The 26723-nt window shown below is 64.3% G+C and carries 23 protein-coding genes and 1 pseudogene; 12 read left to right on the forward strand and 12 right to left on the reverse strand.

Going from position 1 to position 26723, the window contains the following annotated elements:
- Positions 1-617 precede the first annotated feature (617 nt).
- Genes GD748_RS19870 through GD748_RS09080 form a run of 3 tightly spaced genes read right to left on the reverse strand, consistent with a single transcriptional unit; the run spans position 618 to position 2185 of the window.
- Positions 618-1229, reverse strand: a complete 612-nt coding sequence (locus GD748_RS19870) for a hypothetical protein (protein ID WP_226921028.1) — start codon at positions 1227-1229, stop codon at positions 618-620.
- A 51-nt stretch (positions 1230-1280) separates the two neighbouring features.
- On the reverse strand, positions 1281-1853 hold the full coding sequence (locus GD748_RS09075; RefSeq protein WP_152194844.1) for a hypothetical protein: 573 nt from the start codon (positions 1851-1853) through the stop codon (positions 1281-1283).
- 35 nt (positions 1854-1888) lie between these two features.
- Positions 1889-2185 (reverse strand): hypothetical protein, encoded by a 297-nt coding sequence (locus GD748_RS09080; RefSeq protein ID WP_152194845.1) that lies wholly within the window; start codon positions 2183-2185, stop codon positions 1889-1891.
- 80 nt (positions 2186-2265) lie between these two features.
- On the opposite strand from GD748_RS09080, the gene GD748_RS09085 reads away from it, so the two are divergent.
- On the forward strand, positions 2266-2496 hold the full coding sequence (locus tag GD748_RS09085) for a type II toxin-antitoxin system prevent-host-death family antitoxin (RefSeq protein WP_152194846.1): 231 nt from the start codon (positions 2266-2268) through the stop codon (positions 2494-2496).
- Positions 2497-2577: 81 nt separating this feature from the next.
- Complete coding sequence (locus tag GD748_RS09090; protein ID WP_152194847.1) at positions 2578-2940, forward strand: hypothetical protein; 363 nt, start codon at positions 2578-2580, stop codon at positions 2938-2940.
- A 596-nt stretch (positions 2941-3536) separates the two neighbouring features.
- On the opposite strand, the gene GD748_RS09095 is transcribed toward GD748_RS09090, so the two are convergent.
- Together GD748_RS09095 and GD748_RS09100 are read right to left on the reverse strand one after the other, a co-directional pair.
- Entirely contained in the window at positions 3537-3899 is a 363-nt protein-coding gene (locus tag GD748_RS09095; RefSeq protein WP_152194848.1) for a hypothetical protein, read from the reverse strand.
- A 143-nt stretch (positions 3900-4042) separates the two neighbouring features.
- Positions 4043-4423: a hypothetical protein gene (locus tag GD748_RS09100; RefSeq protein WP_152194849.1), complete on the reverse strand. Its 381-nt coding sequence runs from the start codon at positions 4421-4423 to the stop codon at positions 4043-4045.
- Positions 4424-4782: 359 nt separating this feature from the next.
- Between GD748_RS09100 and GD748_RS09105 the strand changes: the two genes are divergently transcribed.
- Complete coding sequence (locus GD748_RS09105; RefSeq protein WP_152194850.1) at positions 4783-5562, forward strand: metallophosphoesterase family protein; 780 nt, start codon at positions 4783-4785, stop codon at positions 5560-5562.
- 55 nt (positions 5563-5617) lie between these two features.
- Here GD748_RS09105 and GD748_RS20250 read toward each other — a convergent pair whose 3' ends face one another.
- From GD748_RS20250 to GD748_RS09135, 6 genes are all read right to left on the reverse strand, one after another.
- Positions 5618-6019, reverse strand: coding sequence for a DUF2510 domain-containing protein (locus tag GD748_RS20250; RefSeq protein WP_152194851.1), 402 nt, complete (start codon positions 6017-6019; stop codon positions 5618-5620).
- A gap of 294 nt (positions 6020-6313) precedes the next feature.
- Entirely contained in the window at positions 6314-7759 is a 1446-nt protein-coding gene (locus GD748_RS19875) for an HNH endonuclease family protein (protein ID WP_226921032.1), read from the reverse strand.
- A gap of 15 nt (positions 7760-7774) precedes the next feature.
- Positions 7775-8761, reverse strand: a complete 987-nt coding sequence (locus tag GD748_RS09120; protein ID WP_152194852.1) for an excalibur calcium-binding domain-containing protein — start codon at positions 8759-8761, stop codon at positions 7775-7777.
- A gap of 452 nt (positions 8762-9213) precedes the next feature.
- Positions 9214-9864 carry a DUF6308 family protein gene (locus tag GD748_RS09125; RefSeq protein WP_152194853.1) on the reverse strand — a complete coding sequence of 217 codons (651 nt, stop codon included), beginning with the start codon at positions 9862-9864 and terminating at the stop codon, positions 9214-9216.
- Positions 9846-10283, reverse strand: coding sequence for a hypothetical protein (locus GD748_RS09130; RefSeq protein ID WP_152194854.1), 438 nt, complete (start codon positions 10281-10283; stop codon positions 9846-9848). The genes GD748_RS09125 and GD748_RS09130 overlap by 19 nt, the downstream gene beginning before the upstream one ends.
- A 147-nt stretch (positions 10284-10430) precedes the next feature.
- On the reverse strand, positions 10431-10946 hold the full coding sequence (locus GD748_RS09135; protein ID WP_152194855.1) for a hypothetical protein: 516 nt from the start codon (positions 10944-10946) through the stop codon (positions 10431-10433).
- 497 nt (positions 10947-11443) lie between these two features.
- Here GD748_RS09135 and GD748_RS09140 point away from each other — a divergent pair, with 497 nt between their 5' ends.
- The 9 genes and pseudogenes from GD748_RS09140 (at position 11444) to GD748_RS09175 (ending at position 25937) form a co-directional block, all read left to right on the forward strand.
- Complete coding sequence (locus tag GD748_RS09140) at positions 11444-13396, forward strand: type I restriction-modification system subunit M (protein ID WP_152194856.1); 1953 nt, start codon at positions 11444-11446, stop codon at positions 13394-13396.
- Positions 13397-13440: 44 nt separating this feature from the next.
- Entirely contained in the window at positions 13441-14712 is a 1272-nt protein-coding gene (locus GD748_RS09145) for a restriction endonuclease subunit S (protein ID WP_193312892.1), read from the forward strand.
- The gene (locus GD748_RS09150) at positions 14709-17813 is read left to right on the forward strand and encodes a type I restriction endonuclease subunit R (RefSeq protein ID WP_152194858.1); all 3105 of its coding nucleotides are present in this window, start codon (positions 14709-14711) and stop codon (positions 17811-17813) included. Before GD748_RS09145 ends, GD748_RS09150 begins: the two co-directional genes overlap by 4 nt.
- Before the next feature lie 412 nt (positions 17814-18225).
- The gene (locus GD748_RS09155; RefSeq protein ID WP_152194859.1) at positions 18226-19110 is read left to right on the forward strand and encodes a recombinase family protein; all 885 of its coding nucleotides are present in this window, start codon (positions 18226-18228) and stop codon (positions 19108-19110) included.
- A 555-nt stretch (positions 19111-19665) separates the two neighbouring features.
- Complete coding sequence (locus tag GD748_RS09160; protein ID WP_226921115.1) at positions 19666-20349, forward strand: TnsA-like heteromeric transposase endonuclease subunit; 684 nt, start codon at positions 19666-19668, stop codon at positions 20347-20349.
- A gap of 253 nt (positions 20350-20602) precedes the next feature.
- Complete coding sequence (locus GD748_RS09165; RefSeq protein ID WP_193312893.1) at positions 20603-22867, forward strand: Mu transposase C-terminal domain-containing protein; 2265 nt, start codon at positions 20603-20605, stop codon at positions 22865-22867.
- Between the two features lie 143 nt (positions 22868-23010).
- A complete protein-coding gene (locus GD748_RS09170) occupies positions 23011-24096 on the forward strand; it encodes a hypothetical protein (protein ID WP_193721602.1) in 1086 nt (361 codons plus the stop codon).
- 17 nt (positions 24097-24113) lie between these two features.
- Positions 24114-24527 (forward strand): annotated as a pseudogene (locus GD748_RS20255) (TniQ family protein); the annotation flags it as partial.
- A gap of 111 nt (positions 24528-24638) precedes the next feature.
- Entirely contained in the window at positions 24639-25937 is a 1299-nt protein-coding gene (locus tag GD748_RS09175; RefSeq protein ID WP_226921127.1) for a hypothetical protein, read from the forward strand.
- Here GD748_RS09175 and GD748_RS09180 read toward each other — a convergent pair.
- Positions 25934-26722 (reverse strand): hypothetical protein, encoded by a 789-nt coding sequence (locus tag GD748_RS09180; RefSeq protein WP_152194864.1) that lies wholly within the window; start codon positions 26720-26722, stop codon positions 25934-25936. The two genes, GD748_RS09175 and GD748_RS09180, sit on opposite strands and share 4 nt — an antisense overlap.
- Position 26723 lies beyond the last annotated feature (1 nt).

The raw sequence follows: 26723 nt of genomic DNA on the forward strand, positions 1-26723 counted from the left end.
GGTAGTCAGCACCGGCGCCGCGAAATGCCCCAAACGCATGTGGCTCATCGGCCCTTCGGAAGGGCCTAACAGCGTGGGGTCGTGCTCGTAGGCGCGGGTCGCACACAGCCGCGGGCGACGTCACCGTCCTGAACCTGGTACTTCGGGCGCTGCCGGAGAGCTCGCACCGTGGCGCTGAGCGAGTACGAGAATCGGAATGTCCGGTCATGCCGGACGTCGAGCGCTGCCTGCCCGGTGATGCTGCAGGGCTCAATTTCACGGATCTAGAACTTCCGCACAAAGCGATCGCATGGCCACTGTTTTATGCATCCGGTGCACCTCGGTCTGTCCCTGTTTTGTGGCGTTGTGGGGCACAATTGCACTAGTGCCCCATTTCTCGCTCAGGGCCTCCTACTCAAGGGGTGGCTCCTCCAATGACTACGATCGCCGACGTTCCGCCGCATTGACCCAGGCAGCGGAGCGATTCACTGAGTAGCGACCTCCGAACCCGGCAAGGTGCGGTCGACGCTCCTTACAAGCTCGCCTACCTCGCCAGCGCGGACTTCGTCGCTTGGGCGTTCCAGTAGTCGCCGGACGAGCCGCCCGCTTAGGTACGACTCCGAGGCCGGCTTCGCCGATCAGCGCCGCGCGCGCTCCAGCACGATCTGCATGACCGCCGCACCGCCGTTGTCTCCTTCGGCCGTCTCAATTGCCTGCTTGAGTGCGACCGCGACATCGCCGTGCGGGCTCTTGTGCAGCGCCGTCGCGATCCTGCACCAGTCCGGCAGCAACCCACGTTCGACGGCTGCGAGCATTGCCTCCTGTGGCCATGTCTCGACCGGGTCTGAGGGCTCGGCGTCGACGTTGCGGAACCGCAGTGAGGTCGGGACGGCCGGTGCGTTCAGCACAATCGCCCAGACCAGATCAGCGAGCAGTCGGCGAATGGTGTCCCGGATCAGGCCATCAGCGCCAGCGCCGAGCGCGAGCGTCATGACCGTGTCGGTCGCCAGCGCCGACGGCTCGTCCCCACCTCGCGGGAATTGCCAGCACTCATCGGCGCGCGCCAGGGCGGTAGCGGAGTCCTCTACACCAGCGCGGAGGACCTCCTTCGCGAAGAGCCGGAAGTCACCGCGGTGGTTCATGACCGACAGCAGATGTCCGGTAAGGCGTTCGATGTCACACTCTGCCCCCCGTCGGTCACGTTGGACGAGCCCGCCGATTGCACCTTTCGTCTGGCCGAGGTCGCTCATCGTGACCGCGGTGCCGAGGTCGACGCTGTGGTTCGCATAGCTTGCCGTTCGCTAGAGCCGAGAGCGGCTCATGTTTGGATTCGGTGCTGTGAACCGCCGGGCGGCTACGAGAACCCGCCCCGGCGCAACATCGATCAGGTGTAGTGGTGTCTCACCGGAGAGCCATGACGTCGGGGCGAGCCACCAACGCGCTGCCCCACGGGCAGTTAGCCCAGCCGCGGCCAAGAGTTCGTTCACGGCGCCTACGTCGGGGCGCACCTTGCCGCCCTCGAGCTGGAACGGCTGCGGCCTGGACTCTCCCTCGAGGTCGGTGGCGATGAGGTTCTGCGACTCGCAGACGACCCACCGGTAGCCGTCATCCCCGCCAGGGGGCGCCCAGGAGGGCGGAGCCGGTTCGATGTCGGTGATGTAACTGGTCTGCCGGTAGGTGTGGGCCCCACTGCGCAAGCCAGCGAGGACGAAGCTCGTCGGTCGACCGACGACCACCTCGGGGCGGTCGATAAGCGGCAGCGCCTCGTCGTCCCTGCGCAGCAGCACGTGAGGCTGGGCGGTCGCGGCGTACCGGACGACGGTGGAGGAGTCGAGATCCAGCAGGTACCGGCTTCCGTTCTCGGTGGTGATCAACCACTCGCCGGTCGCACCCTCGGGCAACATTTCCATCACCGGATCACCCCGAGCTCGGCGAGGGCGATAATGCCGTGCGCGACGACCAAGAGCACCAGCCCGCCAATCAATGCCAGCCAGGCGGCACTGTCGATCCGTGCATTCCAGCGCGCACGACGCTCCCGCACGCGAAGCGGGACGACCTTCGGCGGCTCCCACGGACTCGAGCCTTTCGCGGTCGCCAGCTTGGTGACCCACGGCGGCGTCTCGTGCTCACGGGCCAGGTCGCACACGATTCGCAGGCGAGCCGCTTCGACCTCTTTGTGCGTCACGCTGACCACCTTGGTCTCCATGATGACTACGGTAGCCCGCGATGCCCGTAAGTAGCTGTGCCCTCCTGCCGTAATCGGCCGCACGTCAGTAGCCTCGCTGTATGGACCAAGCCATGCGCGAGGTGACACTGACGGAGGCGCTCGCGCGCCTTCATGTGCTGGTCCACCATGTGCTGGTCCACGAGGTCGAGACGACGCGCGAGCCGATAGCCATCACCCGGAGTGGACGACGTGCTGCCGTGCTGATGGCGGCACTGGACTACTTGGGCCCTGCGGGAGAAGCTCCGCCTGATTTCGGCGGCCCACACTGGGCAGATCAACGAGGCCATTGAGCGCAGCGGCAAGGATGATGAGGTCACCGACACTGTCACCGAGTAGGGGCGGCGGACGCTCTTGGACAACGACAAGGAGTGGTGAGTCTTGTGACTGCCGATGGTGACGGACTAGAGATCCGTGATCTCGTGCGGATCTTGAACGGGAACGTCGGCCCCACGCTCGTGCAGACGATGACCGGGACGAAAGATCACGGCCTGCCCGCCAAGTGGGCCACGGCGGATGGGCCAATGCCCGGCTCGACCGCTGTGGAGCAGCTCAGACTGGGATACCGCGTCTGGCACCTGCTCTCCGAGGCTGAGGGGAGGAATGTTGCCCTCGCGTGGCTGGTCGGGGCGAACCATCGGCTCGGTGCCACACCGGTCTCGGCGGTTCGAGACCTGAGGAGCGCCGAGGTGATCGGCGCCGCCAGGGCTTTCATCGACGGATCAGCGCCCGCATGACCGGTCCGGGAGACGTGCCATCGTGCGGCCATGCCATGCCCCCGGCGGAAGGTCCTCGAGCCGCTGCCGGGTCTGCTGGCACGAACCACTATGTGCCGAACCCGAAGCTCCGCCGCGAATTGGCCGAGTTCGTCGCAGGGCACTACGCCGCTGGCCAGTCGCTGAAAGACATAGTCGAGCTTAACGACCGCTCGTGGTCGTGGGTGTGCGCAACGAACTAGACCGGCAGGGCAGCGGCTACGAAGCCAACCGGGCCTCGATGGGCCCGGAGTCAAGAGCACGAATGCCAGCGGACAGCGTCGTGCCGGGGAACATCATGGTCGACCCGCGTGCCGACACGATGGCTTGGTCAATTCTCGAAGAGTTCTGGGCCCGGTATCACAGGGGCAAATTGGCGGGATGCCTCATCCGTGAGGGCTCGGCGGTAGGAGATACTCCCCTTTGCGGCACTCACCGCTTCAGGTGTCAAGCGAGCGTGCCTTCGCGATCATCGACATCATCCAGTTGCGCAAAGACCCGACGGTGGTGAGCTGGGCTGGTCCAGATGAAAACCCGTCTTTGATGCCATGCGGGGTTGAAAGACGAAGCCGCCGCCGTTATTGCACTCCGCGCTCAGCAAGAAGCTCGCTGAGTTCCTCGTCGGTCAGCTGCTCGATACTTGAGACCACTCTGGAGGCCCACCAGTGCTCGTTGGGATCGGCCATGCCTCCGGGGTCTGCAACATATGTCGCCCTCCTGCCCACCCGGATGATGCCTGCTTCGGTGGTCTCGCCGTCCGGGGATGAGAAGACCTTTACCAGCGGTGCCCATTGATCGTCCCACCACCCACGCGAGTGCGTCCGCGGCCCGGTCAGGCGCATCACCCTGGGAAGGCTTCGTATGTCGACGAGATAGACGGTGTCGGACTCGGATCGAATCACAAAGATGCCGCGCTCGATCCTCAGGTCGAGGCGCTCCATAGTCCGAGTATCGTGCGCCACTGCGGGTGGACCTGTAGCTGCGAGGTCGCGCAGCACCGAAGCGACCTCGGCCCGGTCCTGCGGGTCGTTCGCGGCCGCTCGGGCGTCGACCTCGGCCTGTCGCCACCATGCCTCGATCCCCATCAGGGTCTCACTGCCGGCGAACGGCGTCTTGGCGCGCCCGGTTCGAGCTCGCGCAGCCGGCGCATCAGCGGCGTTGCCTCGAGCCACTCGATCGGATCACGGGGCAGAGGCTCGGGCTCGGGCGTGCCGTAGGCGATGCTCTCGATCCGGTCACAGAGGATGTGCCGGACCATCGACCCGTGGAAGTTCTCGGCGTGGTCGAGCAAGTGCATGATGGCATTGCGTCTATAGGCATGCCCCATTGCGTCGATCGGGTGCGCAACGGCCCAGCGGTCGGTCCACATCTGCTGCTGGTAGAACACGCCGACGTGGAGGCCGTCGATTCCGAACTCGGTCAGTTGGTCGACGGAGAGATCTCGAAGGCCGCGCGGAATCTCCATACGGCAACTCTGCCACCGGCGACCCACGACTTGAGAAGATCGAGTGCCGCGTACTTGTACTAGCCCTCCCGGGTCCATACACATGCCAGCGACTGAACCGCACCAGGAGGTTGAGGTCGCCTCCGGAGTGGCCCTCACCTCGAGCGACCGAACCGAAGGCGCGGGGGCGAGACGCTCCGTGAGCATGCAGCAACTGTACTTCGAGCAAGTACTTCGAGCAGGTGCGCGGCGAGTGCCTCAGACGGCAGGGGCTGACCCAACGTGTCGTCTGTGTCCATGGGGCCTTCGTGGTGGTGGGCGGCGAAGGCGCCCGCCGCTGTTTCACTATCATGTCGGGGCCTGGCCGCTAGCCTCCGTCGATGAGCACCATGCCCACTTCGGTTTCGCTAGGTGGCCGCGTCGTCGTCGCCGGCGACTTGCACGGCAACCTGGGCTGGGCGACCGAGCTCGTCGACCGAGCCGCGTTTCACGGACTGAATCTCATCCTGCAACTCGGCGACTTCGGCGCGCTGTGGCCCGGTGACGGCGGCCATTTCGAGCGAAAGCTGGACCGCCGACTCGCGGCACGCGGCGTCCACCTGGTCTTCATTGGCGGGAACCATGACGTCTGGCCGGCGCTGAAGAAACTGCCTCGACTGCGTTCTGGCTTCGGGGCGCTGACGGACCGGATCTGGTGGGCTCCGAACGGGCACCGCTTCCCCGCCGGAAACTGCACGTTTGGGGTGCTCGGCGGTGCCTACTCGATCGACCAGGACGCTCGGGAGCTACGCCTCGACTGGTGGCCCGACGAGGAGCCTACCCAGGACGAGGTCGACCTCCTCGGTGAAGAACCTCTCGATGTGCTGCTCACGCACGAGGCGCCGCTCGGTGTGCCACTGCTGTCCGGTTTCGGCCTACCGGCGGGACATCGCGCCGATCGCACCCGGGAGCTGGTCACCCAAGCGGTCAACCGGACCACGCCGTCGCTACTCATGCACGGTCACTGGCACCAGAGACGCACGCACCAGTTTGAGCGTGGCGACGGTGGCACCACCCGCGTGGAAAGCCTCGGCATGGACGGCGACAAAACCGGAGACGCCGTCATCCTCGATCTGGCGACGCTGGAGGTCGTCCCGCTGCCGCGACGTAAGCAGGACTGACGGGTCCGGACGACGGCGCTCTTGCGACACGCGCGACACTCGAACCTTCCACTCGCTACTGCGTCCGACGGCTGCGGTCCAAGTGCCGATCAGCAGCCGTTCGGACCTTCGACCGCCTCTCGAAGGCCCATCCGGCCCCAAGGGTCGCTCCGACGAGCAGACCCAAAAGACTGCCAAGTGCACCCATCTCGACGGTCGGCCGAAATGCCGTGAAGGTCATCCCCAAGACTGTGCCGATTGTGAGCCAGCCACCGATTGCGCCCAAGACCCCTGCGAGGATTGGGTGCATGCCCTTGCGGCGCCCCTGCACTCGGGTGGCGGGGTTTGGGGGCAGCAGCTCTGGATGGAGAGCGGCTGGCGACGGACGAGTTTCAGCCGTCCAGTGGCTTCCCGTCCAGTAGCGCAATCCGATGTCGCTCGCGGGGTCCGGATACCATCCACCACCCGGCGGACTCATCGCCGTCGCCGAAATACGCGAGTGATATGCATACCCGTCATTATCCCAGTAGTCGTCGCAACAGTGCGCATTTCGACTAGAGGGAGCCGTAGTTCCCGACCTGATCGACGCACGATTGCGCGCCCCTGGCACCGCCGGCCTCAGGGCCGTTATGGCTCATGTCGTTCGCCTCGGCCGTCCTGGAAGCGACGTGCGAGTTCACGATCGCCTCGACCGTAACAAGTGTGCCGTCTTGTGCAGCTCCGCGGTATAGCGGCCAGGAATGATACAGCGGGATCCGTCCAGCGTCTGACATCAGCAAGTTGGTAGAAGTTCGCGGGCATAGGCGACGTCGCCGTAGGTCAGGGCGAGGTCGTACTCGTAGGTCACCTCGATGTAGGTGATCGCGTACGCACAGTGGGCTGCACTGTTGGGCGGCTGCCATTCGCCGAGGGTGCTGTCGCCCTTCGATGAGTTCGTCGGCCCATCCACGGCCAGTAGATTGTCCAAGTCGTTGTAGAACGCCCGCCGCTCAGCGTCAGTCCAAGCGTTCGCGCCCAGTCGCCACGCTGACGCGACGGCGACGACGTGGTCGATCTGAACCGCGTTGGATGTGCCGACACCCCGCACGAAGTTGATCGTCTTTCCGGTGTACGGGTCCTGGAGTGTGCCGGTCTCCACGATGCACCCGCTGGTCCCGGCACGGTGGCTGATGTTGATCAGGTCGCGGTTGAGGACACGGTTGCGGGTGTCGCACCCATTAGTGGTTGCCCACCCGGATCCGAACCGGTCTCGGTCGTACCCGCCAGCCAACGAAGTGGCGACGTCGATCCGGTCCAGTGCGGCAAGGGCCTGCGCAGCCTCGGACGACCCACCCGGACCGTCCGGCGGCTGGACAGGCGCCGGCTGGACGTCACGGCGAACTCCGAGGGAGTCGACACCGTCGCCGTTCCAGTCACCGACCATCGTGGTGTCCGTCGACCGCCCATACACGACCGTCCGGTCCGCTTCCCCGGCACGAATCTGGTTGGCGATGAAGTACTGAGCTCCGCGACGGACGGTGAAGGTGTCGAGGGTGTCGCCGTCGAAGTCGCCGACGTACACGCTGTCGCCGGGCCGCCCGTAGACGGCGACCTTGTCCGCCTTGCCGGGGGCGATTGAGTTCTTCACGTGGTACTCGGCGCCACGGCGGACAGCGAAAGTGTCAGTGCCGTCACCGTTCCAGTCACCCACGAGGACCGCGTCACCTGCCCGCCCGTAGACGACTTCCTGGTCGGCTGGGCCACCGGTGAGTGTGTTCTTCACGTGATAGACCGGGCCGCGACGGACGGCAAGGGTGTCGCGGCCGTCACCGTTCCAGTCGCCAGCGAGGACGATGTCACCGGGACGTCCGTAGGTGAACGTGTAGTCGGCACCACCGGTGGTGTTGGTGTTGCGGACATGGAAGGTCGCGCCGCGGCGAATCGCGAGGGTGTCGCGGCCGTCACCGTCCCAGTCACCGACGAACACCTCGTCACCTGGGCGACCGTAGGTGAACTCAACGTTCGCCTTCGTGGAGAACGTGTCTGAGAGGTAGTAGCTGCTGCCGGTGCCGCCGACCTCGCCGCCCTTCGCAGTCGCAGCCGGTGCCCCAACCAGCACACCCGCCATTGCCATGACCGTGGCGGCCGCCGCGACCGCTCCTGCCCGTGCTCTCACGTTCACACTCCCAAATGTTGGCGGCGGGGCACCCACCTGTGAGTGCCCCGCCGTTCCGTTCACTGCTGTCCTGCCAGGTCAGACGTCGAAGTACGACTCGCACGCGATCCCGTCGTTGTCTGCATCAAGCCGATGGACGTCGCCGAGACCCTGGGCCTTCCAGTAGTTGAGGGTGTTCTGCGCCTCTGCCCAGGACGAGAAGTCCGGGCAGTCCAAGTCAGGCGATGACGGCCGCGGTGCATGCGGATCCGGCTCAGGCCGTTCCGGCGTTGGTGCAGGGACCGGGCGGCGAATGCCGAGCGAGTCGACGCCGTCACCGTTCCAGTCACCAACCAACGTCGTGTCGTTGACCCGCCCGTACACCACTGTCCGGTCTGCCTTGCCGGCGCGGATCGCGTTAGCGATGAAGTACTCGGCACCACGCCGGACAGCGAAGGTGTCCTTGTTGTCGCCGTTCCAGTCACCCACGTAAACGTCATCGCCGGAGCGGCCGTAGACGGCCACCTGATCCGCCTTGCCAGGCGCAATGGAGTTCTTCACGTGGTACTCGGCACCGCGACGCACAGCGAAGGTATCTCTCCCGTTCCCGTCCCAATCACCCACCAGGACAGCGTCACCGGCCCGACCGTAGACGACCTCCTGGTCAGCCTTCCCACCGGTCAGAGAGTTCTTCACGTGGTACACCGCACCACGCCGGACGGCGAACGTGTCCGTGCCGTTTCCGTCCCAGTCGCCCACGAGGACGGTGTCGCCCGCCCGCCCGTAGGTCACGACCTTGTCGGCAGGGCCACCGGCGTTGGAGTTGCGGATGTAGAAGGTCGCACCGCGGCGCAGCGCAAGCGTATCCGTGCCGTTTCCGTCCCAATCACCTACGAAGACCTCATCGGACTCGTGACCGTAAGTGAACTCGACGTTCGCTTTCGTGGAGAAGGTGTCGGAGAGGAAGTACTGGTTACCAGTGCCGCCGATCTCGCCGCCTTTAGCGAGGGCCGCTTGTCCGCCGGCGAGCACGGTCGTGGCTGCGAGGGCACCTGTAGCAGCGAAGGCAAGAATTTTGCGTCGCATCGGTCTGATTCCTGATCTTGTGATGGGGGAGGGGTGAGCTGGCGTCTATGCCAGGCCGACACGTAGCACTCTAGGGTGCTGGCGCATCTTCCGGACGGATTCCGCATGAAGGACGCACATGGGTCAGCGAAAGGGTGTCTGGCGCGCAAACCAAGGCGGCCGCGTTTCCGGAGGAAGGGTGTCGAGCGGGCAAGTTGCGGTATGGCAGAAGCGCTTTGATGTCGGACACTCCGCTCCGGACCCGAGCGCGCTGTAGCGTTGTCACCTATGGACTGGTAGTAGCGCGCGAGATTGGGCTCCGATCGCACACGCCCGAATATGGTCAAGATGTTCTACGTGCGCGTTCACGAAGAACTAATGCTGGGGTGCGGGACCTCCTAGAAATCATCGAGCGCCAGCGGCATTAGTCGAGCGCTTCACTGTGTCCCAACACGCGTCGACCCACGCCGCCGCTACCAGGTGAGGATATCCAGCAGGCGCAGGTCGGTGAGCTGCGCCATCTTCCTAACGCGGTGCCGCTTTGCGACGTCGTCGGACTCATAATTCTTAACCGCCGTGCGTAACTCGCTCATCGCTCCGTTGGCCCTTGCACTGATCAGATCACGTCGAACGGCGATCCAGGTGCGCCTCCGCCACCCCAACTCAGGGTGAGTCTCATTGAGTGCCTTCGCGGCGGGCCGGTAGGCAGCCTTTACGCGCTTGTCGATGATCGGGAACGCCGCGGGATGCTTGAGGTGCAGAACCTTAGAGATCTTCGCGAAGGCAACACCTGATGGAGCGTGCTCCTCAAAGTGCCAGAACAAGTCCGTCATGGCGTCGAACAGCCCGCCTCGTTCGTTCGGATCAGCGTCTGCGAGGTCGGCTTCCTGAGCGATCCACGGCGCGTCGGCCGCCCTGTCAATGAAGTAGTCACGCTCCGCGTGCGAGATCCGCGAGCTCACAGCATGGGTCCGAGCGATGTCCTCATTGGAGATTACGCCGTGCTCACCGCGCAATGGGTAGTCGAACCGGATCGGAGTTTTTCGTGGGTAGCCGGCGAACCGCTTCAGCGAAGCGTTGACCGTCCACGTGGTGCCCGCAATGTTCAGGGTTGTGATCGCCATGGCTGGAACCCTATTGGCGTTCCGGACGCCATGGACCGAGAATGACGCTCATTCATTCCACTGGCTGGTTCAGCCGACGTACTCGGCATCGATCCCGAGGTCGTCGAGCCAGTGCCGCTCATCCCCCCGCGAACGATGTTCTCGCCGGCGCCTTCGAGCAGCGCAAGCACGTCGTCACCGGGCTGACCACCGAGCGCCTCGACAATCGTCGGCACGTGCTCCGCGCCGACGCGGAGGCGGTACTTGTACTCGCCGTCCGCGCTCATGAACGCGGCCGAAGGCCCGGTGTCGCGCCTGGCAAAGACGAGGGTGCCCTGGCGAGGTAGGCACACACGGTCAAGGTTGGGGTCTGCCACTGCGGGCGCCCCAACGACGGCGATCGCCCGGTATGCCAATGTCCGCGGCGTGCTCGCCGGCACCTTGCCACCTCGATCGCCTTGACCGCCGCGTGGGGCGACTGCATTGCCAAGTGTTTCGACCCGCGGGTCCGAGCGAGACAGGTGGTGGCCTTCAGGTGCCGAGACATGCTCGCCAGTCTGCGACCCTTGACGCCTTCGCTCGACTCGTCACTTTCCGGGCGGCTTTGCCGATAGTTCTGTAAGCGTCCCTTCCCGGTCCCTTCTCCACCACCGACCGGCTGCGTCTCGAAACGTCACTTCGACCAATCGTCCGCCACCAGGGTTGCCCTGTTGGTGCTCCCAGTCGGTGTGCACGTGCTGACCAGGCAGCAAGGCCGCCTCGTTCCACGTGCGCTCGACCCAATCATCCTCGTCGTGGACGAACGACGTGTAGTAGAACCGCGCGTCGAATACCGGCAGGGCTGAGGTATTAGCCATATGCGTCTTCACGCTATAGACATCCGTGTCGTTATTCGGTCCATCGACGAACACCTCCCGCCACGCGGCGATGTGCTGTGCTTGGTCGCGTCTACGCTCGCCCCGTTCACGACTCCACCGGAAAAGTTCAACGGCACCGAAGGTAAGAGCGACGAGAACGGCCGCGACCGTCCCGAATGCAGTCCAATAGTCGAGCGCATCGGACTGGACGATGACGTCATATACGGGGTCAGCTGGACCGACCACCGTGGATCCAGGGGATGGGGGCTGGAAGGTTTCAGTCGGGACTGGAGATGGTGTGGATGGCGGTGGGGTTGCTTCGGTGGGGCTTGGCTGAGCGGGTGGTGCACCGGGAGGTGATGTCGAGTCGGCTGGGCCGGGCACCGGTGGGACAGAAGATGACGCGGCAAGGATCACCGGCGGTACCCTATCCGGCCGAACACGGTGATGCGGCTGGCGAGCCAAGCACTAGGTTGATGGGCCTTCAGTCACGGAGCCGCGAGGATGCGCCTTCGAGCCGCGACTGGCGGAGTCGATTGCCAACCCCCGGGCTCACTGATCGAGCGCGGGGTGCCCGCATGAGGACCCCCGCGACCGCCAATCTTCGAAGAACGGACACGTCAGGGTGGAAACGTCTCAGGAGGTCAGACCTGGGTGAGACGCTTATCCCATCCCTCCCGAGTGCGGAGGGCTGACGCGCAGCGGCGCGGGATAGAGACCGCGTGGTCGATCGAGGAGTGGTTGTGACAGCACCCAACGCTGGATTCGTGTGGAGCATTGCCGACCTGCTGCGAGGGCCCTACAAGCCGAAGCAGTACGGCACGGTGATCCTGCCGTTCACGGTGCTGGCACGACTCGATGCCGTGCTGCGTCCGGCGAAGCAGCAGGTGCTCCAGGCGGCCGGCGAGGCCGGTGGCAAGCCAGAGATGCTCGCCCAGGCGCAGCTGCGCAAGGCTGCGGGTCAGCAGTTCTACAACACCTCGCAGTACTCACTGCGCAACCTCGGCGACCCCGCGCAGCTGGCGGCGAACCTGAAGGACTACCTCGACGGGTTCGACCCGGAGACGCGCGAGATCTTCGAGAAGTTCGACTTCTACGACACTATTCGCGACCTCGACGGCTTTGACCTGCTCGCGATGGTGACCAAGCGTTTCGCCGACCTCGACGTCCACCCGGACCGGGTCACCAACACCGAGATGGGCACGCTCTTCGAGGAACTCATCCGACGGTTCATGGAGTCGAGCAAAGAGACCGCGGGTGAGCACTTCACCCCGCGCGAGGTCATCAAGCTCATGGTCGAACTGCTCTTCACCGCCGACGACGAGGCCCTGAGCCAGCCGCACGTCCTGCGCCAGGTTTACGACCCCACTGCCGGAACGGGCGGCATGCTGTCCGTGGCAGATGAGTGGCTGCGCAACTTCAACCCCGACGCCAAGCTGACCCTCGCCGGACAGGAACTCAACCCCGAGTCCTATGCGATGGCCAAGGCGGACATGCTCATCAAGGGCCAGAACGTCAACAACATCATCAACGGCGACACCCTCGTCAACGACGGCCACGAGAGCCGCACCTTCACCTACTGCCTGTCCAACCCGCCCTTCGGCGTGGACTGGAAGGTCCAGGAGAAGGCCGTACGCGCCGAGCAGGCCCGCGGCGAGTTCGGCCGCTTCGCGCCCGGCCTGCCGCCCGTATCGGATGGCTCGATGCTCTTCCTGCTGCACCTGGTCGCGAAGATGCGGCCCAAGGCCGAGGGCGGCGGCCGTGCAGCCATTGTCCTCAACGGCTCCCCTCTCTTCACCGGCGGTGCCGGCTCCGGGCCGTCGGAGATCCGCCGGTGGCTGCTGGAGAACGACCTCGTCGAGGCGATAATCGGCCTGCCGACCGAGATGTTCTACAACACGGGTATCTCCACCTACGTCTGGGTGCTCACCAACCGGAAGCCGTCCGAGCGTGAGGGCAAGGTCCAGCTGATCGACGCCACGTCGATGTGGGTGAAGATGCGAAAGTCCCTCGGCGCCAAGCGCCGGATGCTCTCCGAGGACGACATCGCCACGATCGTGCGGCTCTACGGCGCGTTCGAGGACGCAGACCCCAAGTTCTCCAAGGTCTACCGAAACGAGGACTTCGGCTACCGGACCATCACGGTCGAGCGCCCGCTGCGACTGAACTTCTCCGCCCACCCGTCCCGGATCGACAAGGCCCTCACAGCCAGGGCGATCGCCAAGCTCGACGGCGGCACCCTGACCGCGCTTAGGGCCGCCCTCGGCTCGGTCGACGCCACGCCGGTCTGGACCAACCAAGCCGCCTTCGAGCAGGTTCTCGGCCCCGCGCTCGGTGCCGCAGGCGTCACGCTCAAGCCGGCGGTTCGCAAAGCCCTAATCCAGGCCCTCTCCGAGCCCGATCGGGAGGCTGAGACCGTCACCGGTGCGCGGGGACGCATCGAGCCCGACCCGTCGCTGCGCGACACCGAGAACGTTCCCCTCGACCAGGACATCGACGCCTACTTCAACCGCGAGGTCAAGCCGCATGTCCCCGCAGCTTGGATCGACCGCGAGAAGACCAGGATCGGCTATGAAATCCCCTTCACGCGCCACTTCTACAAGTACGTCCCGCCCCGTCCGCTCGCCGAGATCGACGCCGACATCCAGCGCGTTATCGGCGAGATCGAGGACCTCTTCGCGGAGGTCAAGGCATGAGCGGCCCCTGCCCCGACGGGTGGCCAGTACTCCCGCTCAAGCGTGTGGCTTCGATCAAGCTCGGCAAGATGGTCCAGCCCCAGCCTGCGAACGAGGGCGATGTCGAAGCTTCGTACCTCAGGGCGGCACACGTTCAACCGGACGGCCGCATCATTGACGTCGACGACAAGACCATGTGGTTCCGCCCGGACGAGCTCGCGGAACTCGACCTGTGCTCTGGCGACGTCGTGGTCGTTGAAGGCGGTGCCGGTTACGGTCGCAGCGCCGTCCTGCAATCGGATCGTCCCGGATGGGGCTTTCAAAACTCCATCAACCGCGTTCGCGCAGGCGCCGACAAGGCCGCGGGCCGGTTCGTCAACTACGTGCTTCAGAGGTCCCTCGCCTCCGGAGAGACCGAACTGCTCGTCAACACAGCGACAATTCCGCATTTCACGGCAGAGAAAGTGGCCGAGGTCAGGGCGCCGTTCCCCGCCGTTGAGGAGCAGCGCACGATCGCCGACTTCTTAGATCGGGAGATCGGGCAGATCGACGCGATGGTCGGCTCACAGCTGCGACTCGTCGCGCTGCTGACGGAGCGTCGCAAGGCTGCTGTCCTGTATGCCGTCACGAAGGGCTTGCGTCCGAATCGAACCCTCAAGGACTCAGGCGAACTCTGGTCCGGCGATATCCCCGGTGATTGGGCGATGCGTCGGATCTCCCTGCTCTTCCGCACGATCGGTAGCGGTACGACGCCAGCGAATGAGGACCTCCTTGACGATGGCGACCACTACTGGGTCACGACTGGAGAGCTTCGCGAATCCGTGATCACCTCAACCGAACGGTCCGTTTCGAGAGAGACGTTACTCGGCTCATCTGTGCTCCGTCTGTACGCCCCTGGCACGCTAATCATTGCCATGTATGGCGCCACGATCGGCCGGCTCGGCGTACTTGGCGTGACTGCTTGCGTGAACCAGGCGTGCTGCGCACTTGCCGAACCGCAGGGTGGTGTCTCACCGGCGTTCGTTTATTACTCCCTGCTCGCTGTGCGGGATCACCTCATCTATCTGGCCTCAGGTGGCGGTCAGCCAAATATCAACCAGGAGAAGATCCGTTCGCTCCGGCTTCCTGTGCCCTCGCACTCTGAGCAGCTTGAAATCGTCGCCCATCTAGATGTCACGACGGCGCGCATTGACGCGATGATCGCGAAGGCGCAGGAGTCCATTGCGCTGATGAAGGAGCGCCGGGCTGCGCTGATCAGCGCAGCGGTAACGGGTCGGCTCGACGTTCGTTCCGGGATCGAGCAGGTCGAGCGCGACCTGGAGGGAGCTCACGCATGACCTCGGCCCATAAGGAGGCGACGTTCGAGACGGAGATGGCCGAGTACCTAGCCCACCAAGGGTGGCTGTACTCGCCTGATGACACCGGATACGACAAGGTTCGGGCAATCTTCCCCGCAGACATCCGCGGCTGGCTGGAGGACACCCAGCGCGAGACGTTCGAGAAGGTCGTGCGCCCGGCCGACCCGCCGGCGAAGCAGGGAAAGGACTTCGAGCGGCTGTTGGACACCATCACCGGCGTCCTGGACACCCCGCTGGACAACGGTGGGGGCACGTTGGCGGTGCTGCGCACCTCGGTCAAGCACGTCTCGGCGAAGTTCGAGATGTGCCAGGCCAAGCCAGCCGACACGATGAACCCAGCTACGCTTGACCGCTACGCCAAGGTTCGCCTGCGCGTGATGCGGCAGGTGCATTACTCCGTCGCGCGCCCGAACCGGTCCATCGACCTGGTGCTGTTCGTCAACGGCATCCCGGTCGCCACTATCGAGATCAAGACCGACTTCACCCAGTCCGTCGCCCAGGGCGAGGTGCAGTACGCCCAATCCCGTCAGCCCACGGACCCGGGCAAGGATCGCAACGAGCCGCTGCTGACCTTCGGCGCCCGTGCGCTGGTCCACTTCGTCCTTACCAACAACGTGGTCTCGATGACGACAAAGCTCGCTGGCGACAAGACTGTCTTCCTGCCGTTCAATAAGGGCTACCAGGACAAGGCTGGCAATCCGCCGGACCTGACCGGCTCGGACACGGCCTACTTCTGGCGGGACATCCTGGATCGGGACACCTGGCTGACCATCGTGACGAAGTACATGATGGTCAAGAAAGAGCGGAAGACCGACCCGGTCACCGGCAAGCCGAAGACCTCCGTCTCCATCCGCTACCCGCGGTTTCACCAACTCCAGGCCGTCGAGAAGCTGGTCGCGGCCGCCCGCGAGGAGGGCGCCGGGAGCCGGTACCTGATCGAGCACTCTGCCGGCTCGGGGAAGACCGACACCATCGCCTGGACCGCGCACCGCCTCGCCGCGCTGCACGATGCGGACAACAACAAGGTGTTCGACTCCGTCATCGTCGTCACGGATCGCACAGTGCTCGACTACCAGATGGCGCAGGCGATGTTCCAGATCGAGCACAAGCGCTCCCAGGTCGTCTCCGTCGGCGACGAAGACAGCCCGCATGCTGCGAAATCGACACAGCTCGTCGAGGCTCTCACTTCACGCACCCCGATCGTGGTGGTGACGATCCAGACGTTCCCCTTCGCGCTGGAAGCTATCCGCAGGTCCAAGGCGCTGGTGGGCCGCAACTTCGCAGTCATCGCCGATGAGGCGCACTCTTCCCAGACCGGGCAGACCGCCGCCAAGCTCCGTGACGTCCTCTCCCCCGAGGAGTTCGACGCCCTGGCAGACGGCGGGGAGGTCGACACCGAGGCGATCCTGGCCGCGGAGATGACCCAGCGGGCCGCGGCGAAGAACATCTCTTACCTCGCCTTCACCGCCACCCCCAAGGGCAAGACGATGGAGCTCTTCGGCCGGCCTGACGCCCACGGCAAGCCGCAGTCGTTCCACCGGTACTCCATGAGCCAGGCCATCGACGAGGGCTTCATCCTCGACGTCCTGAAGAACTACACGCCCTACAAGGTCGCCTTCAAGCTCGTCCATGACGGCCAGGACTACGACTCCGAGAAGGTCGACAAGTCCCGGGCACTGCAGTCTCTGATGCAGTGGGTGAGGCTGCACCCGTACAACATCAGCCAGAAGGTCAAGATCATCGTCGAGCACTACCGAGTCAACATCGCCCACCTGCTCGACGGGCATGCCAAAGCCATGGTCGTGACCTCCTCCCGCAAGGAGGCGGTCCGGTACCAGAAGGCCCTCGAGGCCTACATCACCGAGAAGGGCTACGGCCTCAAGGCGCTGGTCGCGTTCTCAGGCACTGTCGAAGACCCTGAGACCGCCCCGGAGCCGGTGACCGAGACGACCATGAACCCGGGCCTGCGCGGCCGGAAGGTCGCCGACGCGTTCAACGGTCCCGAATACCAGGTGCTCATCGTCGCCAACAAGTATCAGGTCGGCTTCGACCAGCCCCTCCTGTGCGCGATGTACGTCGACAAGCGACTCTCCGGCGTCATGGCCGTCCAGACCCTCTCCAGGCTAAACCGAACCCACCCCGGCAAAGACAAGGTCTACGTTCTCGACTTCGTCAACAACCCCGACGAGATCCTCGCTTCGTTCGAGCCGTACTACCGCGGCGCTTCCCTGTTGGAGAGCACTGACCCCAATCTTGTCCACCAGGTGGCCACTAAGCTGGACCAGTCCGGGATGTACACCGACGAGGAGATCGAGGCAGCCGCTGTCGCGACCATCGCTCAGGGCAGCAACGACGCCCTCGCCTCTGCCGTCTCGCCAGCCCGGCACCGCTTCCAAGACGCCTGGCGCGATGCCCAGTTGGACGAGGACACCGAGGAGCTCGACCGGCTGGAGATGTTCCGTTCGGACCTGAACAGCTACGTCAAGGCGTATGAGTTCCTGTCCCAGATCGTCGATTACGCCGACACCGACCTGGAGAAGCGCGCGATCTTCTACCGCGCCCTCGCCCAGACCATCCGCGTCGAGGCCCGCTTCGTCGGGGTGGACCTCTCCGCGGTCGTGATGACCCACCACCGCATCTCCACCGACGGTGCCGCGACCATCGAGCTGGAGAAGTCCGAGACCACCCCGCTGAACCCGCTTACGGCCCTCGGCGGCGGCCAGCTCCGCGAGTCGGACGGCGCTGGGTGGGAGGAGATCCTCGATCACATCAACACCATCTTCGCCGGCACCGACCTGGCCGAGGAGGACCGCATCGCGGCGATCGAGCATACGCTGCTGAAGTCCAAGCGCAACGATGACCTCGTGGAGAAGGCCAAGCACAACACCGACTCTGACTTCTACGGCGCCGACGACGAGGTGCTCGGCTCGTTCCTCGACTCTGCCCTCGAGGCGCAGAAGAGCTACGGCGAGGCCATGGAGGTGCTGTTCAAGGATGCCAGCCGCGACAGCCTGATGGCGATTCTGAAGCGGATCCAGTACCGCCGGTGGCTCACTGACGAGCTCAAGAAGACGGCATGACAGAGGCACCCGTGAAAGGACGTACGGCAGTTGCTCGCGCCGCGCGCGACGACGCGAACCTTGAAAGCAGAGGCTGGATAGAGCTGGACGCCTCCCTGGTGGACTAGATGCTCGAGTGCTCACGGGAGGAGGGCTAGACGCCGATCGTCTTCTTCAACACCCAGTAGGGCTGCGAGGTCGGTGGAGATGCCATTGGCGACCTCGCCGGCCAGCACGGCTACACATGCGCACTCGACAAGCGAAGGCACGACGCTAGGGCCGTGCCGTACGGGCCCACGTCCGCGACGCCAAGGCTTTGGAGATTGCGATGTGGCTGTCGCGGCCCGCCGAAGACTAACTGACACCGGCGCGCCCGAGCAGGTAGCGGCATCCAACAAGGGCGCACAGTGCCGCCCATCTCTACGCTGTTGTCATGCACACGCGATGGGGCTACGTGCGGGTAGACAGCGTTGTTCCGGCTGAGCCACAGCTCAAGGCTCTCAGAGGGTTAGTCCAAGAGATGTTTGTCGATGACGACGGCGATTGGCCGTCGGGCCGGCACGAATGGCAGAACCTGCTGCGTCGGGTTCCTCCCGGCAGCACCGTCTATGTCTGGCGTGGTGACCGTCTCGGAGCGACATTCCCGGAGATCGCGACCGCCATACACAGCCTTCGAGAGCGGGGGGTCTCATTACGGTCGATCGTCGACGAGATCGACCCGTTCGGTGAAGGGCTGGTACGGCTCTCTCAGATGGCAGCTCAGGACCAGGTTGCTCTTGCTCATCCGAACGGCGCCATCGGCGCTAACGCCGAGGATGTAGAGTTTCACAAGGCGCAGGCGGTGGCGATGTTGATCGCGCTCAAGGGGTGGCCGGTAGAAAAGGCGGGCCAGGTGGTGGGATGGCCCCGATCCACCGCTTATCGCAAGTTGCTGGGGTACCACATCTCTTCGCATGCCCTTCATGCCCGCCACAAGCACAGCACTGCTCGCCGACGAAGGGTGGTCGGCCCCGCTCGAGACCACGCCCTCGCAACGATCAACCGCGTGGTGACAGCAGTCGAGTCGAGTGCGCCTGGGCTACGAGCGACGCTCGCCACCCTCGGACCGTACGCGCGGTTCCCCGCTGACGCTCGCCTGCACGGCGAACGCACTCGACGCTGGGTGCAAGTTGGCGTCCACGGTCCCTCTCTAGACCTTACGGACGCGCCCATCTACCGGCTTCAAATCTGGGACGAGACCGAAGAGGTCGGGACGCTCCTCACGACGGACGTGGGAGTCCTCGAGCAGGCAGTCCGCTTCTTCACGAGGTGCAGGTGACCGCGAGTACGGGCCAGCTCGCCGCTGTGCCTAAGTCAAACGGTGTGAAGTGCTGGCTTCAACTTGCCATCTCATGTTTGGCACCTGTAGTGCGTAGCAGCCCTCGAAGGCACGTGGATTCAGCGACGAGAAACTGCCGCGGTATGGGGATGCGACGTCTCGTGAGACGCCAAGAGCGGTGTGTTCTCGTGCTATTTGACGCCTTCGTGAGACGGCGGGCGGGACAGTGGGCCGTGCGACGCTGGAGTTCCTGAGCCAACCGTCGCGAAGAGGCGGTCCATGGGAGGGAGCAGTGATGTTCCATAGACCAATGTGCATTCACGACCGCGGCTGGTGCCAGCTCCGAGGCGACGGTTCCGGCACCGTCTTCCCACGGCAGCGGGGCGAGGTGCATTACCTGCCGACGCCCGTCGCGATAAGGGCGCGGTGGTCGGTCGGGAGTACGGTGTGGGTGCCAAGGCCGCTCGCTTAACGAGCGCAGAATCGCGACTGCCCGCGATCGAGTGGGAGGACTGGGATCGCGGGAAGTTGGGGCCAGTTCCTCTGACCCGCGCAATGGCACGCGGGTTGCGGCCGGATGCACTCGCGCCAGCGAGGACGCCTAGCGCGGAGTCGTGGAAGATCAACAGGCCGGGGATCGCCTGGTGTGACAGCACCAGGCAGTTGGTGGAGTGCGAGAGCGGCCTGGAGATGCTGGTCGTCCACCAGCTCGACTTCGAGGGAGGGCTACTCTCGATCGCCACGCAGCCCTTCCGCCTGCACATGGCCGTTTCGGCCATAGGGGAGTCATCCGTGGTCCGGCACGTCCCGGACTTCTTTGTCACCATGGCCGACGGCAGTCGAGTGGTGATCGATGTTCACCGGGTCTACCGGCCGGCGGGAGAGCGATCGCGCGAGGTGTTCGATGCCACCGGAGGCCTATGCGACGCGATCGGATGGAAATACCGCCTCATCACGGAACCCTCTGGACACTACCGGCAGAACCTGCTCTTCATCTCCGGTTACCGGGCACGCCCACCCCACGCCGAGCAGGTCCTCACCACGGCAGTGACCGTCCTGGCAGCCGGACCGATGGCGTGGCGGACCCTGGTCGATGCCGTTGCGTTATCGAGCGGCGTACACGCCGCTCTCGTACTGCCCTGCTTCTTCCACGGGATCTTGGTCAGGATGCTGAAGGTTCCCATGGAGCAACCGTTCAGCGCTGCCATGCCAGTCAGCTCGGCCGAAGGTGCGGTATGACGTACTCAGCCAGCCCGCCAGTGTCGTCAGTGGGACAACGGAATGGCGCGTCGTGCGCCTGTAGACCCACCGCGGGTGGCGCTGGGCCTACCGTGCGGTTATCGGTCCCGGCAAGACGGCACCAACGTCGCCCCACGGTCCGAGAGAGGCGCCCATGGCTGTGACGGCGAGGCCACGACCACTTGGCCCGAAGCAACTCATTGGGATCGGTACTCGACTCGATTACGACGGTCGTGACTGGATCGTTGTGGGCATGGAACAAGCGTTCCTACTGTGCCGCTCAGACGTCAAACTGGCGCGCATCGACCTCAATGAAGTCCTCCTCCACGCAACCATTCGAGACGGGTCGGCAGACGGCCGCGATGAAGCGTCGTCTGGCCCATCATTTGAACCGTTCACAGTCTCCCCTCACGCAGCAGCACGGACGGCAGCGCCGAAGCTCCGCTGTGTGTACCTCCTGCTGACGGGATACCCAGACGGGCTCGCCCGAGAGGACGAAACCCCCGACCCGGAGGTCGGCCCGGGCACGGGGCGGCCGCTGACTGAACGCGTCTTGACATTGGCCGCCCGCGAGGGGAAAGGGGCATCAAGTATTTTCCGGTGGCTGAAGGAGTTCCGAGAATTGGGTCCGTCGGGATTGGTTGACCGGCGGTCAGTGCGCATACATCAGCCACTGGGCAATTGCCCCCGCGAGGTTGCTGAAGTGATTTGGCAAGTGCTCGACCGTGAAACCCAACGTTCTAGACATACGAGCAAGTCACTCGTCAATGAGATAAACGAGACGCTTAATGAACGCTACGGCGACAAAGTCCCGCATGTCAGTGAGCGTTCGATGATGCGCCACATCAAGACGCTAGATGAAGAGTTCCACCGCCACCTGGCGAAGAAGACCCTGCGGAGCAATCGTTCGCGACCGCCGACCCCGTTCCACAGTCTGGTGGTCTCGCGACCGTTCGAGGTCGTCGAGATCGACTCGACCCCGTTGGACGTACTTGCGCTCAGCCCGGTAGATGGTTCTCCGATCTCGGTGTGGTTGACGGTTGCCTTGGACGTATACACACGACTGGTCGTTGCCTGGCGCATCACCACCAAAGATCCCAAGGGCTTGGACGCGGCGCTTCTGCTCTACGACATGCTGATGCCCAAGCGCTGGCGTCCAGAGTGGGGAGAACAAGCGCGGTGGCGATACGGCATACCAGAATCCCTCGTTCTCGGCGACGCCGCTAGGGGACCTCTCGCGGGCGTCCCGTTTGGCAGTCCGAGCAGAATCTCCCTCGACAACGGGTCGATCTACGTCTCCGACGTGATGTACGCGGCGTGTGTCCGCCTGGGTATCGACCTGCATTTCGCACGCAAGGGGAGACCGACCGACAAGCCTCACGTGGAGCGATTCTTCGGCACTGTCAAGACGGGCCTGATCCAGTACCTGCCGGGTTACTCCGGTGCCTCTGTTTCCGACCGTGGAACGACGGCCAATGTGGAGGATGAGGCGTACCTGCTACCGGAAGAGATCGGTGATGCCTTTGCCTGTTGGGTGGCGGTGCAGTACCACAACACTCCCCACAATGGTCTCCCGCTGCGTCCCGGCACATCGCGCGTTCTTACCCCGAATGAGGCATACGACCGCGCCATCGCTATCACCGGCTTCTATGCCGTGCCAGCCTCGCCCACGCTCGCAATCGAGCTGTTGCCTGGTGCGGCGCGACAAGTGACCAAGCAAGGGGTCGAGATCTTTGGCTTGCACTACGACTCCGAGCAGCTTGAGCCCTACCGGGAACAGTTGAGCCCTTACCCCGATCACGCCGGTAAGTGGCCGATCAGGTACGACCCACGGGACCTCTCCGGACTCTGGTTCTTTGAACCCGACTACCTCGACCCCGCTCACGGCGCATGGACGCGCGTCCCGTGCAAGAGCGGGGCCTGGCTCCAGCCCTTCGCAGATATCGAACTGGAATGGGTCAAGAAAAGAGTGTCTGATGCCGGCTACAAGTTGCGCCGGTCGGGGACGGAGGCACTCGTCCTGGAGCAGATGCGCAGCTATCTCCGCCGCATCTCCCGTGGGCAGCCCGAGGACGGACGCGAAGCGAAGGTCGCTGCCATTGGACGCGATCGTGTTCGGCTGGCTTTCGCCCACCGGGTCGATGTCGAGGGGGCGCTGATGGTCGAGTCGGGGCGAAGGGTCTTCCTAGAGCCGGGCGAGGGCACGGCCAGTGGGAGGCTCGGTCCCTCCCAGGAACGAGTTGAGGGAGACCGGCCCGCACTCGCCCCCGAAGGTGGATGGGCGCCCGCCACCGCAGACGGGAACGCCGCCGAGCTTGATGCGGGGCGCCACCAAGAGACTGAATCTGGCACCGGCGAAGGGGGACGGCCGAAGCCCGAGCGCAAGGGGGAAGAAGACGAAGACGGTGCAAACACCTCGGATGATGCCGTGTACCGGATGTCCCCTGACGCCTTCTTCGCCGCCGTCCACGAAACCCCTGCGAGCACGTCTCCGATCGGACGGGCGGGCTCGAGGTGAGCGCCTACGACCTCGAAAGAATCACAGGGCTTGTGAGTGGCGCCCCGCACCGGCACAGCGCCATGACGAAGTACGGCTGGCGGCAGTACGTGCAAGGACTAAACATTCAACCGCCCCGGTTTTCGAGGGACCGCTACGAGGCCATGACGGACGACGAGCGCGAGAGGTACGACGGCATGCGCTTCGCCTACACGCACGGGCTCACGAACCTGAAGACTCCCCAGCTGCTTAACGCGCACAGGGCCTTGTCCACGTGCTATGCGGAGTTAGCGGGCGCAAGTTCGACCGCCCGCTGCGGGGTCGTCATCTCCGGAGAGGCGTTCGTCGGAAAGTCCACAGCGATGATGAGCTGGGGCCGTCGCGTGGAGCTGGCGCTGCGAAAGCAAAGAAGTCTCCCACTACCGGACGACCCGGCCGCCGCACCTCCTCGCGTCCCGAGCCACGACGGGGACAGCACCGGAGAGTACCTGCCAGTCGCCTACGCCGCGGTCGGGATATCCGTCGGCGCCACGGTGCGTAACCTCATACGCTTCTACAACCCCGAACTGCCCAACAAAAGTCGCGGCGATATAGACGCGACCATCGCGCTCGTCTGTAGGTACATCAAGGACTGCCAAACCGCTGTCGTCCTCGTCGATCAGCTGCACGAGATCAGTCACGCCGTCCGGGGCCCCGCCGAAACGTCCGAAGTGCTCAAGGCTCTCACCGACCGCTCTCCCAGCACGATGTTCGCGGCCGCAGCGATCGGCATCGACGAACTTAAGATCTTTACCGATGGCTACACCGAGCTGGAGAGAAACCTCGGTCAGACCGGAGGCCGCTTCAGCTTGCATCAGATGAACACCTACAACATTCACGACGAGGATGGGATGTCGAACTGGCAGGAGTTTCTCCTCACCGTCGACAGGGATCTGATGCTTATGCGTTCTGCACCTGGCGACCTCCTCAAGCACGCGGACTACATCTTCGACCGCACCGCCGGGGTCACCGGCGCGGTAATGCAACTCGTCCGCACAGCCGCCGGCATTTCCATCCTGAACCACGATGAGCGCATCACCCAGCGGCTTATGGGCGAGGTCGATCTTTCTTACTTCGCCGAAGTCCAGGCTGGCCGCACGAACCGAACACGCCCGGAGCGCAGTTCATCACGTGCACCAGCACGCGCGCGGAGCCGGAAGCCACGGGGCGCCAGTCTTCTAGCAACCAAGCCCGCCAATCCCCGATCATGACAGGGACATTCGCGCTCATGCCGCGGCTGTACGTTGGAGAATGCTTCACGTCGTGGATCAGCAGAATTGCGGCCGCGAACGCCTGCCCAACTACATGGGTGACCGACCACTTCGGCCTGACTACAGGCAAAGCGCGGCGCCTTCGCGGCTATGGGGTCTACCTTGACGACAACCAAGTCAGGAGGATCGCCTCCGTCACGGGAACCGACGAGGCAGACATACGGAGGTCGCTTCAAACCACATGGATCGGAGGGCCTGCCACCGGATCGACAAAAAGCGGTAGGGATATCACGAACGACGCCCAACAGTTCGCAAACCAGAATTGGTTATACACGAACGCATCGAACTACTGCCCACAATGCCTAGCCGAGTCCAACGGCGTCGTCATGCTGGACTGGACACTCCCTTGGGTTTTCGCCTGCCTTGCCCACGGACGACTCTTGCTCGGACACTGTCCCGGTTGCCGTCGCCGTTCATTCCCCGCGATGAGTTCCGATCGTCGGCCCCCTTATCCTGCGACGGTTCCGGTCCCGGGATTTTGCATGAACCGCAGTGACCGGAAACTGAAACCCTGCATGCAGAATCTGGGGAGCGTCGAGCCCGGGCTACAGCTGCCGCCCCACCTGCTCGACCTGCAGGCTCGGATCCTCGACGCCAAGGCCACGCGGTCCCGCTCCTGGTGGAGCGACCTCACCATGTTGTCCAGGTACGCGCTCCTTACCCTTCCGACCGGAGCTCCCAGGGAACTGGCCACAGGACGGGTACCAGCCGCCATCGAAGGCGCATGGGACTCGACGTGCGCCGAACGGGATCGGCTTCGCAGAGAACGACGTGCGAAGGTGCCAGGGGCCCTCTACCGCCCTCCTGCGGAAACGTACCGACTTGCGCGCGTGCCACCCGCCGATACAGCGCTCATGGCAGCGACTACGCTCTTGGCATACAGTGCATTGACGAATGAACGCGCGCTGGTCACCTTCGTGGACCTCGCCAGACAAGACACGACACGGCTATCCGAGAGGAAGCTGCGGATCTACGGGGCGACGCCCGAACTGAGCCGCCGCACCGCAACCGCGGTGGAGGAACTCCGGTACGGGAGAAGTTTGGACTACGGGCGGCTGCGGCCAACGCAGCCGAAGCTGTTGTGGAACGCCGCCAACGTTCCGCCGCTGCTATGGGCTGATTTGTTCGAAAAGCACCTCGCGCCTCTAGTGGTCGATATGCCGATTAGTACGACCGCCATGCGGAGGTTCGCTTCCATTGCCTTGTACCGGGAGCGGACGCAATGCCTCTGGTCAGAGGCGACCGCGCACTTCTTTGACGACGTCTTCCGAAATCGGACTCTAGCTTTTGGAGTTCGGTACCACGTCGCCGCAGGATTCGGGGTCGCGCGCCTCCATGAGATCCTCAACGCAATAGACCGAGTCTCGGAGGAACTCAACTCTGACGGTCGCATCGACGCATACCCGACGATGCGGGCAGCTGCTACTGAGGCGTTCGCCGAACCAGTGACTGCTGATGTCTTCCAGTTCGTCGCAAACGGTGCTCAACGGGCAACCGTACCGCGGTGCCGGTGGGCCGCAGTGTGGGCATGGACAATGGTTGCCTCTGACCACCTTCTGAACGCGCCCGCCTGGACGAACGGTCGCACACGGAATGAACGTGACAACTACCTTATTTGGGTTAAGCGTGCACCGACGCCCGTGCTTGAGGCTCTGCAGGAATGGGCACAGCTTGAAGCCTTGAAATTCCAAGAGCGGGGCGGCTTAGCGGTCCGCGGGTGTGAGGGCGAGAAGGCGCACCGGACCTTCGGGTCGGATGGGGCTTCGACGTCTCGCGGTTAGCCCAGGCAGCGCATCTTGTCGAAGTTCCAGGAGACCTCGTCGGCCTTATTGCTGGGATCTTCCAGCACCTCGAATGCGGTGTCACCAGGTTTCAAGCCACCGGTGGTTGCAGTGGCGCTGCCGATCACGACGCCGCTACTGCTCAGCGAAACCTCGAGGTATACGCCGTCGGGGCAGCCGAGTTCGGCGTAGACGTACGCGCCAACACAGGTGAACCTCTCGCACACAAACTCACCAGCCTCCGCAGCGCGGACATAGATGTTGCCCGACTCGATAGCCATCCAGGCACCGTCATCCCGGGCGGCCATCTGCGCGTCCATGGCCCGTGCCGCCGCAACCTGGTCGGACTCCATCCAGTCACGATCGAGGGTTTCAAGCCCAGCCCAGGCAGCATCGAACAGGGCGGTGTGCTCAGAACACAGGATCGCCCCGTGCTTCATCTGCGCACGCAGGATCGCCCAGGCGTAGTCGACCAGCATCGAGTCTCCAACGGAGAGGTCGCCCTGGTCGGCAGATTCGCAGTAGTTGAGGCCCTGCTTGATGGCGGTGTGGGGTTTCCAGCCACGACCTTCGGGGGTGTTGCCGACGAGTTCGAGACTGCTGGTCATGAAGGCGTCGAGGTAGGCGCTCTCCTGCTCGCTCAGGTCGTCACCCCACCGGCTCACCGGCGGGGCGGTGGTCGCTGGCGAGGTGGGGGAGGTGGCGGCGATGCTTGTACAGCTGGTGATTAGCAGTAGCAGGAAGGCGGTGATGGCTGTGGCGGCGCGGCGGGAGGGCACGGTCATA

It is taken from the genome of Georgenia subflava, from assembly GCF_009193155.1.
In the GTDB taxonomy this organism is placed as follows: domain Bacteria; phylum Actinomycetota; class Actinomycetes; order Actinomycetales; family Actinomycetaceae; genus Georgenia; species Georgenia subflava.

Excerpts from the sequence above, each read along its gene's own strand:
- GD748_RS09150 (WP_152194858.1), top strand. The coding sequence starts at position 14,709 with ATGACCTCGGCCCATAAGGAGGCGACGTTCGAGACGGAGATGGCCGAG.
- GD748_RS09085 (WP_152194846.1), top strand. The coding sequence starts at position 2,266 with ATGGACCAAGCCATGCGCGAGGTGACACTGACGGAGGCGCTCGCGCGC.
- GD748_RS09170 (WP_193721602.1), top strand. The coding sequence starts at position 23,011 with ATGACGGACGACGAGCGCGAGAGGTACGACGGCATGCGCTTCGCCTAC.
- GD748_RS20250 (WP_152194851.1), bottom strand. The coding sequence starts at position 6,019 with ATGAGTCCGCCGGGTGGTGGATGGTATCCGGACCCCGCGAGCGACATC.
- GD748_RS09180 (WP_152194864.1), bottom strand. The coding sequence starts at position 26,722 with ATGACCGTGCCCTCCCGCCGCGCCGCCACAGCCATCACCGCCTTCCTG.
- GD748_RS09120 (WP_152194852.1), bottom strand. The coding sequence starts at position 8,761 with ATGCGACGCAAAATTCTTGCCTTCGCTGCTACAGGTGCCCTCGCAGCC.
- GD748_RS19870 (WP_226921028.1), bottom strand. The coding sequence starts at position 1,229 with ATGAGCGACCTCGGCCAGACGAAAGGTGCAATCGGCGGGCTCGTCCAA.
- GD748_RS09175 (WP_226921127.1), top strand. The coding sequence starts at position 24,639 with ATGAACCGCAGTGACCGGAAACTGAAACCCTGCATGCAGAATCTGGGG.
- GD748_RS09125 (WP_152194853.1), bottom strand. The coding sequence starts at position 9,864 with ATGGCGATCACAACCCTGAACATTGCGGGCACCACGTGGACGGTCAAC.
- GD748_RS09160 (WP_226921115.1), top strand. The coding sequence starts at position 19,666 with ATGGCACGCGGGTTGCGGCCGGATGCACTCGCGCCAGCGAGGACGCCT.
- GD748_RS09095 (WP_152194848.1), bottom strand. The coding sequence starts at position 3,899 with ATGGAGCGCCTCGACCTGAGGATCGAGCGCGGCATCTTTGTGATTCGA.
- GD748_RS09100 (WP_152194849.1), bottom strand. The coding sequence starts at position 4,423 with ATGGAGATTCCGCGCGGCCTTCGAGATCTCTCCGTCGACCAACTGACC.
- GD748_RS09165 (WP_193312893.1), top strand. The coding sequence starts at position 20,603 with ATGGAACAAGCGTTCCTACTGTGCCGCTCAGACGTCAAACTGGCGCGC.
- GD748_RS09080 (WP_152194845.1), bottom strand. The coding sequence starts at position 2,185 with ATGGAGACCAAGGTGGTCAGCGTGACGCACAAAGAGGTCGAAGCGGCT.
- GD748_RS09155 (WP_152194859.1), top strand. The coding sequence starts at position 18,226 with ATGCACACGCGATGGGGCTACGTGCGGGTAGACAGCGTTGTTCCGGCT.
- GD748_RS09105 (WP_152194850.1), top strand. The coding sequence starts at position 4,783 with ATGAGCACCATGCCCACTTCGGTTTCGCTAGGTGGCCGCGTCGTCGTC.